This window comes from Sphingobium sp. ba1 (assembly GCF_000743655.1).
GTDB lineage: Bacteria > Pseudomonadota > Alphaproteobacteria > Sphingomonadales > Sphingomonadaceae > Sphingobium.
The window spans coordinates 9,273-21,848 of the sequence record NZ_JPPQ01000006.1; the positions used below are offsets into that span (position 1 = coordinate 9,273).

Here is a 12,576-nt window from a genome sequence, read left to right on the forward strand (position 1 = left end):
CCGCTGGTGCCGGAGTCGCCGCCGCCGCGAAACCTCTACAGCCTCAAACATCCGCTGGTCGTGGGGCTGACGGTCGGCCCCGAACGGTTGATCCAGATCCGCCGCAACCGGCTGCTTTCGCTCAACCAGGCACCCGAAACCGCCTATGTCGACAATGACAAGGTGCAGGAGGAATTGTCCTTTGCCAGGCGCATGTTCGCCGACAATGGCTGGCCGGTGATCGACATGACTCGCCGGTCGATCGAGGAAGCGGCGGCGGCGATCATCAACCTGTTCAACGACCGGGAATTGGCGGAAGGCGACGCTTTATGAGGTTTTGGGCATGATCGTGCTGGCATCGCAAAGCGCGAGCCGCCGCGCGCTGCTAAGCGCGGCGCAGGTGCCGTTCGAGGCGCTGTCGCCCGGCGTCGATGAGGAAGCGGCGAAGGAGGCGTTGCGCGCTGATGGGCTGGATGCGCGGGCGCTGGCCGATGCGCTGGCGGAACTCAAGGCGCGCAAAGTGTCGCGCCGGGTGCCGGGCGCGCTGGTGCTGGGATGCGACCAGACGCTGAGCCTGGATGGCGGCGAGGAACGCGGCGTGATGATCGACAAGGCGGTCGATCGCGCCGATGCCGAACGGATATTGCGGCTGCTGTCGGGGCGGGTGCATCATCTGCATAGCGCGGCGGTGATCGTGCTGAATGGTGAGCCGATATGGCGGCATATCGAGCGCGTGCGGATGATGGTGCGGCCCTTGTCCGATGCCTTCATTGCGACCTATCTGGATGGCGACTGGGACGAATGCCGCTGGTGCGTGGGCTGCTACCGGATCGAGGGGCCGGGCGCGCAATTGTTCGCCAAGGTCGAGGGCAGCCAGTTCGCGATCCAAGGCTTGCCCTTGCTGCCCTTGCTTGACTTTTTGCGTGTGCGGGGTGTTTTGACGGCATGACTCAAGGCCTTCCCTATGCCGAAGTGATCGGCGATCCGATCGCGCACAGCAAATCGCCGCTCATCCATAATTTCTGGCTCAACGCGCTGGATATCGAGGCGGAATATCGCAAGACGCATGTGACGCCCGACGGGCTGGCCAGCTATTTCCTGCAGCGGCGGGCCGACCCTGATTGGCTGGGGTGCAATGTCACCATTCCGCACAAGATGGCGGTGATGGACTTTACCGACGATCCGGGTGGGGTGCGCGAGCGGATCGGCGCGATGAACACGATCGCCAGCGAAACCGGCGGGCCGCTCATTGGCACCAATACCGATGCGGGCGGCTTTTTGCAGCCCTTGCTGCGCGACCGGTGGAAGGGGCGCAGCGTCGTGCTGATCGGCGCGGGCGGGGCGGCAAGGGCGATATTATTTGCGTTGACCAGCCTTGGCGTACCCGACATCACCGTCATGGCGCGCGATGCGGCGAAAGCGCAGGCGATGCTCGACCATGCCGGGGTGAAGGGCGCGGTGATCGGCATGGGCGAGTCCCTGCCGGCCGTCGACCTGCTCGTCAATTCGACGTCGCTCGGCATGGTGGGGCAGCCGGTGCTGGACCTGGACCTGACGCCGTTGCCGCCGAGCGCGACGGTCTATGACATCGTCTATGCGCCGTTGGAGACGGGTTTGCTCAAGGCGGCGCGGGCTCGTGGGCTCAAGACGCTCGATGGGCTGGAAATGCTGATCGGCCAGGCGGCGCTGGCGTTCGACATCTTCTTCGACGCGCATGCGCCCCGCGAACTGGACGCCGAATTGCGCGCGCTGCTGCTCGCGGCGGACTGATGAAGATTTATGGCCTGACCGGATCGATCGGCATGGGCAAGTCGGCGGTCGCGGCGATGTTCGCCCGTGAAGGCGTGCCGGTGTTCGACGCTGATGCCGAGGTGCATCGGTTGCAAGGGCCGGGCGGCGCGCTGCTGCCCGCGATCGAGGCGCGCTTTCCCGGCACGACCGGCCCCAAGGGTGTGGATCGCGCGAAACTGGGCGCGGCGGTGTTCGGGCATCCGCAGGAACGCAAGGCGCTCGAAGCGATCGTCCATCCGGCGGTGCGCGCGGTGCGGAGCCGGTTTCTGCGCCGTCACCGATCGCGCACATTCGTCCTGCTCGACATTCCCTTGCTGTTCGAAACGGGCGGACAGAAGCGGCTGGCGGGCGTGATCGTGGTGACGGCTCCTGCGTGGAAACAGCGCAAGCGCGTCCTGGCGCGGCCGGGCATGACGGTCGCCAAATTCCGCCAGATCCTGCATCTCCAGACCCCCGACGCGGAAAAGCGTCGTCGTGCCGATCATCTCATCCAGACCGGCACGACCTTTGCCGAAACCCGTGCGCAGGTGCGACGTCTGGTCGCTTGCCTTGGCCGCAAGACAGGCAGATAAGGGTTGGCCCATAGAGTCGATATGAAGAGGGCGATGCGCGAGATTATATTCGATACCGAAACGACGGGATTTGACCCGGCATCCGGCGACAGAATGGTCGAAATCGGTTGTATCGAGCTTATCAATCGTGTGCCTAGCGGTCGGACCTTCCACGCTTATTACAACCCCCAGCGCGACATGCCCGCCGCCGCCGAAGCGGTGCATGGCCTGTCGAGCCATTTCCTGTCGGACAAGCCGCTATTTGCCAGCGGCGTTGCAGACCTGCTCGCCTTTCTGGAGGATAGCCCGTTGGTCGCGCATAATGCGCGGTTCGATTTCGGCTTCCTCAACCATGAATTGCGGCTGTGCGGGCGCGGCGAAGTGTCGCTCGACCGGATGATCGACACGGTGGCGATCGCGCGCACCATGCATCCGGGTGCCAAGCACAGCCTGGACGCGCTCTGCACCCGCTATGGCATCGACCGCAGCCATCGCATCAAACATGGCGCGCTGCTCGACGCCGAATTGCTGGCGCAGCTTTACATCGAACTGACCGGTGGCCGTCAGATCGGCCTGGGTCTGGCACAGGAGGCAGCAAAAGAAGAGGTTGCGGCGGAACTCGCGGCGCAGGTCGCGGTTCGCCCAGTTCGTCCCGCGCGCGTCTTTGCGGCGAGCGCGACGGAGCTGGAACGGCATGGAGCGTTCATCAGAACGCTCGACAAGCCGCTCTGGCTGGAGGGGGCACTGGCGGACTGACAATCCGCCTGCATGCCCCCAGTCAACCGGGCCGTGTCCTGCGGCCCGCAAGAACAAGGAGAAGGCATATGGATATTCGTGTTTCCGGGCATCAGGTCGATACGGGCGAGGCGCTCAAGGAGCATGTCGCGACCCGCATGGAAGCGATTGCCGAGAAATATTTTTCCCGCACAATCTCCGCGCATGTGACCTTTCGACCGGCCCCGCATGGCGCCTTTCACTGCGACATCGTCTGCCATGTGATGACCGGCCTGATCCTCAAAGGCGCGGGCGAGGCGCAGGAAGCGCATCCCGCCTTCGACCAAGCGGCCGAACGGATCGAAAAGCAGCTGCGCCGCTATATGCGCCGCCTGAAGGACCGCCATGGCCAGGCTGTCGCCGCAGAAGCGCAGCGGGTGAGCAGCTTCAACATCGATGATATTGACGGGGCGGGCTATACCATCTTCGCCTCGCCCGCGGATGAAGAGGAACAGGTCGAGGACGCGCCGCTGATCGTCGCGGAAACCCGTGTCGATATTCCCGAAGCGAGCGTGTCGGACGCGGTGATGATGCTGGACCTGCGCAACACCAATGCGCTGCTGTTCGTCAATGCCGGGACGGCGGCCTACAACATGGTCTATCGCCGCCATGACGGGACGATCGGCTGGGTCGAACCGCGCATCCAGGCAAGCTGAGCGCTACCCGGTTCCAAGGGCCGCCTGTTGACCTCGTGGCGCAGGCGGCTTATGGGGCCGGGCTTTAATTCCCTGAGCATAGGCGCATGAAGTCCTGACTGGGCGCGGCTCGGTTGGATCGGACATGTGATGGTGCATTTCAACGATATCGTTTCACCCGACGCGCTCGCCACGGGCCTGTCTGTGAACGGCAAGAAGCAGTTGTTCCAGCGGATCGCGGCGCTCGCCGCCGATGCCTATGGGCTGGACGCGGACATGGTCGCTGACGCGCTGTTCGATCGCGAGCGGCTGGGTTCGACCGGTTTCGGCGGCGGCGTCGCCATTCCCCATGCCAAGATCACAGGTCTCGACAAGATGTGCGGCGTGGTCGTGCTGCTCGATCCGGCGGCGCCATTCGATGCGGTCGATGATCTGCCGGTCGATATCGTCTTTGCGCTGCTGTCGCCGGTCGACAGCGGGGCGGAACATCTGAAGACGCTGGCGCGGGTATCGCGCTATCTGCGTGACGAGGCGCAGGTCGCCCGGTTGCGCGGTGCGCGTTCGACCGGGGCGCTCCATGCCCTGCTGGCCGGTGGCGGGGCGCGTGACGCAGCCTGAGTCCGGCGTACCGGACAGCGGCGAGACCGCGCATTTCCGGGCGCTCGAAAATCTCTATCGTTCCGCGCCGATCAATCGGCTGTTCCGGTCGGAGATCGCGATCAGCGAACCGGGACGCTGCGTCATCGACTTCGACGTCGATGAAAGCCAGTTCCATGCCGCAGGCGCGGTCCATGGCACGGTCTATTTCAAGATGCTGGACGATGCGGCTTTCTATGCCGCCAACAGCCTGGTGAGCGATCGCTTCCTGCTCACCACCGCTTTCAACCTGCTGTTCACCCGGCCGATCGCGCCGGGGCGAATCCGCGCCGAGGGGCGCTGGATCAGCGGCAAGCGCCGAGTCTATGTCGCCGAAGCCAGCCTGGTCGATTCGCATGGCGAAGAGGTCGGACGGGGCACCGGCACCTTCATGCGGTCGCAATTCCCGCTGTCTTCGCTGCCCGGCTATCATGGCTGAACAGCCGCCCGCCCGGCTGACCAGCGCGATGCTGGTCGGCGCGTTGCGACGGCGGGTGGCGGCGGCCGGGGGCTTTGCCACCATCCTGGTCAAAGGCGATGACATAAGCGGCGTGATTCTGGTCCAGACGCTGGAAAAAGGGCAGGAAACCGGGCTGTTCGAGCGGGTGTCGAACTTTTCCGGCGGTCATGCGTTGATGCGCTGTGGACCCGACCCCCAAGAGGGCGCGCAAGCCATGGTTCCCTATATCGAGCGGCGCCGCCGGTCGGACCCCGATCTGTGGGTCATCGAACTTGACATCCCGGAAGCGGAACGGCTCGCCGCTGAAACAATCTGCTGATCGTTGACATATCGCAATGGCCCGTGCAGAGGCCCGCCCACGCTGAACGCGCAGGTTGCCGCAATCGTCCAAGGGGGGCGGGCGCGGTAAACACGCAGACGGGGGGCGGCCGGTCGTCGGACAAAGTGGGTTAAAAAAGACGACGTTTCCGGCCAAGAACCGCATGATTTTGAGTAAAAATGAGTTTTCGTCTAAGAGCTGCGATTATCGCGGCCTTTGCTTTGTCCGCCGCTGCTGCGGTCACGGCATCCGACATGTCGATGGCCGGTGAAGCCATCCCATCTTCGGTGTCCCTGTCCAGGGACAATGCGCTGACCACAGCGCCTTCAGCCGGTGCCAAGCCCGCCGTCACCTTTGCCGCGCCGCGCGAGATCGTGCAGCCGCTGGCTTCGGCCCCTAAGGCCGACAATGTTTCTTCCACCTTCTCCGAGATGCAGGCCGATAGCCTCGCTGCGCTGGTCGATGCCCAAGGCACGCCCGAACAGCTGGATGGCGAGATGCAGTGCCTGGCCGGAGCGGTCTATTTCGAATCCAAGGGCGAAAGCCTGGAAGGCCAGCTGGCCGTCGCGCGCGTGATCATCAATCGCGCCGAGTCCGGCCGGTTCGCGAGCAGCCTGTGCGGCGTCGTCTATCAACCGAGCCAGTTCAGCTTCGTGCGCGGCGGTGGCATGCCGCCGATCCGCACCGAAAGCCGCAGCTGGCGTCAGGCCGTTGCCATTGCGCAGATCGCCATGGCCGACGCTTGGGACAGCCGGGCTGAAGGCGCGCTGTTCTTCCACGCCCGCCGCGTATCGCCAGGCTGGGGCAAGGCCAAGCTGGCGATGATCGACAATCATATCTTCTATCGCTGAGTACTGTGGAATGTGCCGAGGCACATTTGGGTACACATCAAAAAAGGCCGGTTCGGATAATCCGAATCGGCCTTTTCTTTTGTTCCTGCCTTGTTCTATGATTGCGGCATGAACGCTGCGATATCCGACACCTGCTCCCCTTTGACGGACGGCACCGCTTTGGCCGTTGCGCGGGGGACGCTGCGCCTGTTCTTCCGGCACGATATGAGCGGGATCATGGAGGTGCCGCTGCCCAATGGGCGGCGCGCCGACATCATGGCGATCGACGGGGCCGGGCGGCTGACCATTGTCGAGATCAAGTGTAGCCGGGCGGACTTGCTCGGCGACATGAAATGGCCCGATTATTTCGACTATTGCGACCGCTATTTCTGGGCGGTGCCGATGGGGTTCGACGTGACCCTGTTTGATAGCGAAGCGCTATGGCCCGCCCGCACCGGGCTGATCGTTGCCGATCAATATGATGCGGAGCTAGTCCGGCCCGCGCCGATCGAGCCGCTGGCGGCGGCGCGGCGCAAGGCGGAGACGCTGCGCTTCGCCCGGCGCGCGGCACGGCGGCTGACCGCGATCAACGACCCGGATCATGCGGCGGAGATTGGCTGGTAGGGCGTGAATGCGTTCGGATCGTCATGCTGACGAAAGTCAGCATCCATTGGCTCTACCGCTGAGCCTCTCTCCAGGAGAGAGGCTAATGGATTCCGGCTCAGGGCCGGAATGACGGCTATTGTGGGGGCAGCTTAGGGAGTCAGAAAACCGGGCCCTGCACCGGACCGGCCGGCTTGGCCGCTGGCTTGGCGGCGGCGAGCGCTTCGATGAGGCCAGGGGTGCGGTTGTCGCGGGCGGCATAGTCGCGCGCGGACATGCCCGCGATGCTGTCGCGCTTGTCCGGGTTCGCGCCCTGCGCCACCAGCAGGCGGACCAGGCCGAGGTCGCGCAATTGCACGGCGCGGATCAACGGGGTTTCGCCGCTGCCATTCGTCTTGTCGACCTGCGCCTTGTTGGCGAGCAACGTCTGCACGCCTTCCTCGAACCGGCCCTGCACCGCGTCCATAAGCGGGGTGTTGCCATCACTGTCGGTCAGGTTGGGGTTCGCGCCCTTGGCGAGCAGGAAGGACAGCCAGGTCGCGTCGCGGCGCGCGACCACGATATGCAGCGCGTTTTCGCCACTGTTGATGTCGCGGCTGTTGATCACGGTGGAGCCGGGTTTCTGGATCAGGTCAGTGACCTTCTCGCCATCCTTGTCCTTGACGGCCTTCAGGAAATTATAGGCGTCGGAAAATTGCGCCTGCGCCGCGCCGGGCACGAGCAGCGCCGCCGCGATCATGGTCATCATGGCAGAAACAAACCTGGTCTTCATCATCGCGCCCCGTTGCATTTGCAAATCCATCCCTAGCAGGGCATGGCTGGCCACGCCATGAACAAAGCCCGGATGCTCTTCACCCTATCCTGCCTCGCCCTGCTGGCTGCCTGTAATATGGGCGCTGGCGGCAATGCATCAAGCGGGGCATCAAGCGGGGCATCAAGCGGCGACAGCGTGCAGGGCGAACTGGCCGGTGCGCGCATCGGCGCGCCCTTCACCCTGACCGATCAGGACGGCAAGCCTGCGCGCTGGGACGACTATAAGGGCCAGTATCGGATCGTCTATTTCGGCTATACCTATTGCCCCGATGTCTGCCCGGTCGATCTGCAGCGGATCATGCAGGCCTTTGCCCAATTCGAGAAGGCCGCGCCACAGCGTGCCGCCAAGGTGCAGCCGATCCTGATCAGCGTCGATCCCGCGCGCGATACGCCCGCTGTCCTAAAAACCTATGTCGCGGCCTTTCATCCGCGCCTCATCGGCCTGACCGGGAAACCCGATCAGATCGCCAAGGTCGCCAAGGATTTCGTCGTCATCTACAATAGCGAGAAGGTCGCGGGGGCGAGCGATTATCTGGTCGGGCATAGCCGCACGCCCTATCTGTTCGATCCCGACGGCAAGCCGGTGGCGCTGGTCCCGGTGGATGATCCCGGCACGCCGGACGTGGACGAGGGCGCGCCGGACAAGGTGCTGGCGTTCTTGCAAAAATGGATCAAGTGACACCCTTCTGGGAAAAGCCGCTCGACAAGCTCGATCGGGCTGAGTGGGAAGCCCTGTGCGACGGGTGCGGCAAATGCTGCCTGCATAAAGCCGAGGATGAGGATAGCGGGCGCATCTATCCCACCAATGTCGCCTGCCGCTTGCTCGACCGGCAAAGCGGCCAGTGCAGCAATTACAAGGACCGCCGCAAATTCGTGCCCGATTGCGTGCGGCTGACTCCGGCCAAGGTGCGCCAGATCAGCTGGCTGCCGCGCACCTGCGCCTATCGGCTGCGCGGGGAGGGGCTGCCGCTGCCCGATTGGCATTATCTGCTGTCCGGCGACCGGGAAGCGGTGCATCGCGCGCGCGAATCGGTGCGGGGGTGGACCGTGGCGGAGGCCGATGCGGGCGACTGGGAGAATCATCTTGTCGACCGGGATATCTGATCCCGACGCCGCGATCCTGATCGATGGCGTGCCGACGCCGGTGCGGGTGCGCCGATCGTCACGGGCGCGCGCCTATCGGCTGACGATCGACGGGACGCGTGGCGAAGTGCGGCTGTCGATGCCGGTACGCGCGAATTTGAAGCGGGCGCTGGGCTGGGCGCAGGATCATGAGGTCTGGGTGCGGCAGCAATTGGCGCGACAACCGGTGCTGACGCCGCTGAGCGATGGCGCGGTCTTTCCGCTGGAGGGGCGCGAGGTGCGCATCTGCTGGGAGGCGGGGGCGAGCCGCACGATCCGGCTGGAGGGTGACCGGCTGCTGCTGGGTGGCGCGGCGGAATCGGTGAGCGCGCGGGTGCTGCGCTGGCTGGTGCGGCGGGCCAAAGCGGTGCTGGAGACCGAGACACAGGAATTGGCGCGCGACCATGGGTTGATCGTCGCATCGGTGGGCGTGGGCGATCCGCGCAGCCGCTGGGGCAGTTGCACATCGTCGGGCGCGATCCGCTATAGCTGGCGGTTGATCCTGTGTCCGCCAGAGGTGCGGCGGGCGACGGTGGCGCATGAACTCGCACACCTGCTGCATATGGACCACAGTCCGGCCTTTCACGCCGCCCATGTGCGCATTTATGGCGCGGACCCGAAGCCCGCGCGCGCCTGGCTGCGTGCGCATGGGGCCGGGCTGCATCGCTATATGGGGTAGGGGGCATGGCGCGTAAGAAACGCTATCTAACGGCCACGATGGCGGACGGCTATGTCAAGACGATCGGGCCTACGGCCGACCCCTTCACCCATTATTGGCGGATCGTCGCCTTGCTCGACAATGGCAAGACCGAGGTGTTCTGGGGCCATGCGCGATCGCTGGCTGAGGCGAAGAAGAAACGCGCGGCGGCCGAGGATGGCGCGCGGATGCGGGGCTGGAAAAGCTATAGTTTCGAGATAGCGGAGTTGGTGGAGACGGTGCCTTAATCCGTGGGTGATTCTAACCTCGGTGTGGCCACACTCCTGATCCGTCGGCGGCGCACATATGCTCGGCGTCGTTGGGATAGGGCAGGCCGCAGGCGCGGCAGGTGCTATAGTCGCCGAGCTTCAGGCCATGGCCCACCGCGACCCGCTCATCGAAGACATAGCAATCGCCCTGCCAGCGGCTTTCGCTCTCCGGCATTTCCTCCAGATAGCGCAATATCCCGCCCTTGAGATGATAGACGTCATCGAAGCCGCGCGCCTTCACCAGCGCGGTGGATTTTTCGCAGCGTATGCCGCCGGTGCAGAACATCGCGATCTTGGGCGTCCGGCCCTGATCGCGGAGATTTTGCGCGAAATCGTCGAACCAGCCGGGAAAATCGCGAAAGGCGCGGGTTTCGGGGTCGATCGCGCCTTCGAACGTGCCGATCGCGACCTCATAGGCGTTGCGCGTGTCGATGAGGATCGTGTCGGGATCGGCGATCAGCGTATTCCATGCCGCGGGGTCGAGATGCGTGCCCGCCTGGCTTGCGGGATCAAGGTCGCCGACGCCCAGCGTGACGATCTCCGGCTTCACCTTCACCTTCATCCGCGCAAAGGGCGCGCTGTTGGCGGCGGAATATTTGACGTCCAGGTCGGCGCAGCCGGGCAGGGTGCGGATATGGGCGACCAGCGTCGCGACCGCGTCGGCGCTGCCCGCCACCGTACCGTTAATCCCTTCGCGCGCGACGATCAGCGTGCCGCAGGTGCCAAGATCGACGCAGCGCGCGCGCAGATCGGCGGCGATGGCGTCGGGATCGGCCAGAGTGGCGAACCGGTAGAGGGCGGCGACGGTATAGGACATGGCGGTGGCCTATAGGGCTTTGCGCCGCCTCTTGAAAGCGGGCACGGACAGGCGCATAGGCGGGGCCATGGTTCCCCTTTCGTTCGCGGGGCACGACTTTCTGGCCTTGCCGGAAGCCGCGCTATTCTGGCCCTTGCACGGTGCGCTGCTGGTGGCTGATCTGCATTTCGAAAAGGCAAGCTGGTACGCGCGTTTCGGCCAGTTCTTGCCCCCCCATGACAGCCAGGCGACGCTGGACGTGATCGAGGCGCTGGTGGCGCGGACCGGCGCGCGGGCGGTCTGGTCCTTGGGCGACAGTTTCCATGATGCCGATGGCGCGGCGCGGCTGGACCCGCAGGCGCGTGGGCGGCTGGATGCGCTGACGCAGCGGTTGGACTGGACCTGGATCACTGGCAATCATGACGTCGGCGTGGCGGCGATGCCTGGGGGGCGCCGGGTCGCCGAGGCGGAGGTCGGGGGAATATGGCTGCGGCATGAAGCAGCCCCCCAGGATGTTCGGCCCGAAATATCCGGCCATTTTCATCCCAAGCTGCGCCTGTCGCTGCGCGGGCGGCATGTGGCGCGGCGCTGCTTCGTCGCGTCGGATACCAAGCTGATTCTGCCTGCGCTCGGCGCGCTCACCGGCGGGCTGGATGCGGGCCATGGCGAGATTCGGCGTGCCGTGGGGCCGGGTGCAGCCGCGCTGGTGCCGGTTGCCGACCGAATGCTCCGCTTTCCGTTATCGTAAGGCGACGCTACGGAAACCGGAAATTAAGCCGTTGCCGATAAGCAACAGGGCATGAACATTCTGTCATCGCATCCGCAAAAAAGCGCAGAAAAGCTAGGGTCTATTGCCTTAACCCGGCTGTGGCAGCATAATCACCCGCACGTCCCGACCCGGCAAAAAGCCGCGCGGGCAGGAGAGGATTGACCATCATGACCAACAAGAGCCTTTGGGCATCGACCGCTGCGGTGATTGCGCTCGTCATGGGTGCAACCGGCGCGCAGGCGCAGGACGTCGCGGCACCGCAGGCCGCCGCCGAGCAGGATGCGGCCGAGATCATCGTCACCGCCACCCGCCGCGCCAGTCCGTTGTCGGACGTGCCGATCGCCGTGTCCGCCGTCAGCGCGCAAGCGATGCAGAATAGCGGCGCCAGCGACATCCGCACCCTCAACCAGCTCGCCCCTTCGCTGCTTGTTTCCTCCACCGGGTCCGAAGCCAATGCGTCGGCGCGTATCCGCGGCATCGGCACGGTCGGCGACAATCCCGGCCTCGAAAGCTCGGTCGCGGTGTTCATCGACGGCGTGTATCGCTCGCGCACCGGCGCGGGCCTCAACGAACTGGGCGAGATCGAACGGGTCGAAGTGCTGCGCGGGCCGCAGGGCACGTTGTTCGGCCGCAATGCGTCGGCGGGTCTGATCAACATCATCAGCAAGGCTCCCGAACAGACGTTCAGCGCCAAGGGTGAGATCACCTATGGCAATTATGATTATTGGCGGCTGTCGGGTCGCGTCACCGGGCCGATCGCCGATGGCATCGCGCTCAGCCTGGATGGCGTATGGTCCAAGCGCGATGGCTTCTACAAACTGGTCGACACCGCTGGCGCTACCGTGGGCGACACCAATGACCGTGATCGCTATTTCCTGCGCGGACAGGCGCTGATCGAGCCGAATGACGACCTGTCGATCCGCCTGATCGGCGATTATACCAATCGCGACGAAAGCTGCTGCGGCGCGGCCTATACCGAAGCGCGCGAGCGCCGCCCGGCCGCAGGTGGCGGCTACACCGATGCGCCGTTCAATCGCATTGCCGCGATCCTGGCAGGGCAGGGCAGTGTAATCGCCGCCGACCCCTATGACCGGGAACTGACCATCACGCCTGGCCGCGATTATGTCAGCAAGCTGAAGGATTGGGGCGTATCGGGTGAGATCAATTATGATCTGGGCGGCGTGAAGCTGACCAGCATCACCGCCTATCGCGATTACAAGTCGAGCGACTATGGCGATTATGACTATAATCGCGCCGACCTGCTCTACCGCGACCCCAACACTTATCGCCAGTTCAAAACCTTCACGCAGGAATTGCGGGCGCAGGGTTCTGCCTTTGGCGATGCCCTCGACTGGTTGGTCGGTGGCTATTATGCCAATGAACGGCTGACTTTGCAGGATAATATCCGTTTCGGCGCGGACTATGGTCGCTTTGCCGCCTGCCGCCTGATGGCAGGAGCCAGCGTTAACAGTAATTTCACCGCGCAGCAGCTCGCCGCTTGCGGTAGTGGCCTTGCCACTCAGCCGCTGATC

At 64.5% G+C, this 12,576-nt stretch carries 19 protein-coding genes; 17 read left to right on the plus strand and 2 right to left on the minus strand.

Features of this window, described 5'->3' with window-relative positions; all coding sequences use genetic code 11:
- The 11 genes from IL54_RS22455 to IL54_RS00175 form a co-directional block, all read left to right on the plus strand.
- Positions 1 to 312, plus strand: a 312-nt coding sequence (locus IL54_RS22455; RefSeq protein WP_037472468.1) for a kinase/pyrophosphorylase, incomplete at its 5' end; no start/stop codon positions are given.
- A gap of 10 nt (positions 313 to 322) precedes the next feature.
- Positions 323 to 928, plus strand: coding sequence for a Maf family protein (locus IL54_RS00130; RefSeq protein ID WP_037472059.1), 606 nt, complete (start codon positions 323 to 325; stop codon positions 926 to 928).
- Positions 925 to 1,749: a shikimate dehydrogenase gene (gene aroE, locus IL54_RS00135; RefSeq protein WP_037472060.1), complete on the plus strand. Its 825-nt coding sequence runs from the start codon at positions 925 to 927 to the stop codon at positions 1,747 to 1,749. Before IL54_RS00130 ends, aroE begins: the two co-directional genes overlap by 4 nt.
- The gene (gene coaE, locus IL54_RS00140) at positions 1,749 to 2,342 is read left to right on the plus strand and encodes a dephospho-CoA kinase (RefSeq protein ID WP_037472061.1); all 594 of its coding nucleotides are present in this window, start codon (positions 1,749 to 1,751) and stop codon (positions 2,340 to 2,342) included. Before aroE ends, coaE begins: the two co-directional genes overlap by 1 nt.
- A 33-nt stretch (positions 2,343 to 2,375) precedes the next feature.
- Positions 2,376 to 3,077, plus strand: coding sequence for a DNA polymerase III subunit epsilon (gene dnaQ, locus IL54_RS00145; protein ID WP_037472062.1), 702 nt, complete (start codon positions 2,376 to 2,378; stop codon positions 3,075 to 3,077).
- Between the two features lie 68 nt (positions 3,078 to 3,145).
- Complete coding sequence (gene hpf / locus IL54_RS00150) at positions 3,146 to 3,751, plus strand: ribosome hibernation-promoting factor, HPF/YfiA family (protein ID WP_037472063.1); 606 nt, start codon at positions 3,146 to 3,148, stop codon at positions 3,749 to 3,751.
- A gap of 129 nt (positions 3,752 to 3,880) precedes the next feature.
- Entirely contained in the window at positions 3,881 to 4,348 is a 468-nt protein-coding gene (locus tag IL54_RS00155; protein ID WP_037472065.1) for a PTS sugar transporter subunit IIA, read from the plus strand.
- Entirely contained in the window at positions 4,308 to 4,805 is a 498-nt protein-coding gene (locus IL54_RS00160; RefSeq protein WP_037472066.1) for a PaaI family thioesterase, read from the plus strand. The genes IL54_RS00155 and IL54_RS00160 overlap by 41 nt, the downstream gene beginning before the upstream one ends.
- On the plus strand, positions 4,798 to 5,145 hold the full coding sequence (locus tag IL54_RS00165) for a DUF1491 family protein (protein WP_037472068.1): 348 nt from the start codon (positions 4,798 to 4,800) through the stop codon (positions 5,143 to 5,145). Before IL54_RS00160 ends, IL54_RS00165 begins: the two co-directional genes overlap by 8 nt.
- A 179-nt stretch (positions 5,146 to 5,324) precedes the next feature.
- Positions 5,325 to 5,996: a cell wall hydrolase gene (locus IL54_RS00170; protein WP_037472069.1), complete on the plus strand. Its 672-nt coding sequence runs from the start codon at positions 5,325 to 5,327 to the stop codon at positions 5,994 to 5,996.
- Positions 5,997 to 6,104: 108 nt separating this feature from the next.
- Complete coding sequence (locus IL54_RS00175; protein ID WP_037472470.1) at positions 6,105 to 6,599, plus strand: MmcB family DNA repair protein; 495 nt, start codon at positions 6,105 to 6,107, stop codon at positions 6,597 to 6,599.
- Positions 6,600 to 6,738: 139 nt separating this feature from the next.
- Here IL54_RS00175 and IL54_RS00180 read toward each other — a convergent pair whose 3' ends face one another.
- Positions 6,739 to 7,326 (minus strand): ankyrin repeat domain-containing protein, encoded by a 588-nt coding sequence (locus IL54_RS00180; RefSeq protein WP_237236528.1) that lies wholly within the window; start codon positions 7,324 to 7,326, stop codon positions 6,739 to 6,741.
- A gap of 66 nt (positions 7,327 to 7,392) precedes the next feature.
- Between IL54_RS00180 and IL54_RS00185 the strand changes: the two genes are divergently transcribed.
- Genes IL54_RS00185 through IL54_RS00200 form a run of 4 tightly spaced genes read left to right on the plus strand, consistent with a single transcriptional unit; the run spans position 7,393 to position 9,458 of the window.
- Positions 7,393 to 8,070, plus strand: a complete 678-nt coding sequence (locus IL54_RS00185; protein ID WP_037472071.1) for an SCO family protein — start codon at positions 7,393 to 7,395, stop codon at positions 8,068 to 8,070.
- Positions 8,058 to 8,495, plus strand: a complete 438-nt coding sequence (locus tag IL54_RS00190; protein WP_037472073.1) for a YcgN family cysteine cluster protein — start codon at positions 8,058 to 8,060, stop codon at positions 8,493 to 8,495. Before IL54_RS00185 ends, IL54_RS00190 begins: the two co-directional genes overlap by 13 nt.
- On the plus strand, positions 8,452 to 9,192 hold the full coding sequence (locus IL54_RS00195) for a YgjP family zinc-dependent metalloprotease (RefSeq protein WP_193378789.1): 741 nt from the start codon (positions 8,452 to 8,454) through the stop codon (positions 9,190 to 9,192). Before IL54_RS00190 ends, IL54_RS00195 begins: the two co-directional genes overlap by 44 nt.
- A 5-nt stretch (positions 9,193 to 9,197) precedes the next feature.
- Positions 9,198 to 9,458: a hypothetical protein gene (locus IL54_RS00200; RefSeq protein WP_037472077.1), complete on the plus strand. Its 261-nt coding sequence runs from the start codon at positions 9,198 to 9,200 to the stop codon at positions 9,456 to 9,458.
- Positions 9,459 to 9,471: 13 nt separating this feature from the next.
- Here the strand turns inward: IL54_RS00200 and trhO are convergent, their stop codons facing one another.
- The gene (gene trhO, locus IL54_RS00205; protein ID WP_052027491.1) at positions 9,472 to 10,296 is read right to left on the minus strand and encodes an oxygen-dependent tRNA uridine(34) hydroxylase TrhO; all 825 of its coding nucleotides are present in this window, start codon (positions 10,294 to 10,296) and stop codon (positions 9,472 to 9,474) included.
- 67 nt (positions 10,297 to 10,363) lie between these two features.
- On the opposite strand from trhO, the gene pdeM reads away from it, so the two are divergent.
- A complete protein-coding gene (gene pdeM, locus IL54_RS00210) occupies positions 10,364 to 11,023 on the plus strand; it encodes a ligase-associated DNA damage response endonuclease PdeM (RefSeq protein ID WP_037472474.1) in 660 nt (219 codons plus the stop codon).
- A gap of 188 nt (positions 11,024 to 11,211) precedes the next feature.
- Positions 11,212 to 12,576: TonB-dependent receptor (locus IL54_RS00215; RefSeq protein ID WP_037472079.1), on the plus strand; the 1,365-nt coding region annotated here is incomplete at its 3' end.

What these genes read in the sequence shown, in the direction of transcription:
- pdeM (WP_037472474.1), top strand. Translation starts at nt 10,364, where the DNA reads ATGGTTCCCCTTTCGTTCGCGGGGCACGACTTTCTGGCCTTGCCGGAA.
- IL54_RS00195 (WP_193378789.1), top strand. Translation starts at nt 8,452, where the DNA reads ATGCGGGCGACTGGGAGAATCATCTTGTCGACCGGGATATCTGATCCC.
- IL54_RS00200 (WP_037472077.1), top strand. Translation starts at nt 9,198, where the DNA reads ATGGCGCGTAAGAAACGCTATCTAACGGCCACGATGGCGGACGGCTAT.
- coaE (WP_037472061.1), top strand. Translation starts at nt 1,749, where the DNA reads ATGAAGATTTATGGCCTGACCGGATCGATCGGCATGGGCAAGTCGGCG.
- IL54_RS00170 (WP_037472069.1), top strand. Translation starts at nt 5,325, where the DNA reads ATGAGTTTTCGTCTAAGAGCTGCGATTATCGCGGCCTTTGCTTTGTCC.
- IL54_RS00175 (WP_037472470.1), top strand. Translation starts at nt 6,105, where the DNA reads ATGAACGCTGCGATATCCGACACCTGCTCCCCTTTGACGGACGGCACC.
- IL54_RS00160 (WP_037472066.1), top strand. Translation starts at nt 4,308, where the DNA reads ATGCCCTGCTGGCCGGTGGCGGGGCGCGTGACGCAGCCTGAGTCCGGC.
- IL54_RS00185 (WP_037472071.1), top strand. Translation starts at nt 7,393, where the DNA reads ATGGCTGGCCACGCCATGAACAAAGCCCGGATGCTCTTCACCCTATCC.
- hpf (WP_037472063.1), top strand. Translation starts at nt 3,146, where the DNA reads ATGGATATTCGTGTTTCCGGGCATCAGGTCGATACGGGCGAGGCGCTC.
- trhO (WP_052027491.1), bottom strand. Translation starts at nt 10,296, where the DNA reads ATGTCCTATACCGTCGCCGCCCTCTACCGGTTCGCCACTCTGGCCGAT.
- IL54_RS00165 (WP_037472068.1), top strand. Translation starts at nt 4,798, where the DNA reads ATGGCTGAACAGCCGCCCGCCCGGCTGACCAGCGCGATGCTGGTCGGC.
- IL54_RS00130 (WP_037472059.1), top strand. Translation starts at nt 323, where the DNA reads ATGATCGTGCTGGCATCGCAAAGCGCGAGCCGCCGCGCGCTGCTAAGC.
- IL54_RS00155 (WP_037472065.1), top strand. Translation starts at nt 3,881, where the DNA reads ATGGTGCATTTCAACGATATCGTTTCACCCGACGCGCTCGCCACGGGC.
- IL54_RS00190 (WP_037472073.1), top strand. Translation starts at nt 8,058, where the DNA reads ATGGATCAAGTGACACCCTTCTGGGAAAAGCCGCTCGACAAGCTCGAT.
- IL54_RS00180 (WP_237236528.1), bottom strand. Translation starts at nt 7,326, where the DNA reads ATGATGACCATGATCGCGGCGGCGCTGCTCGTGCCCGGCGCGGCGCAG.
- aroE (WP_037472060.1), top strand. Translation starts at nt 925, where the DNA reads ATGACTCAAGGCCTTCCCTATGCCGAAGTGATCGGCGATCCGATCGCG.
- dnaQ (WP_037472062.1), top strand. Translation starts at nt 2,376, where the DNA reads ATGCGCGAGATTATATTCGATACCGAAACGACGGGATTTGACCCGGCA.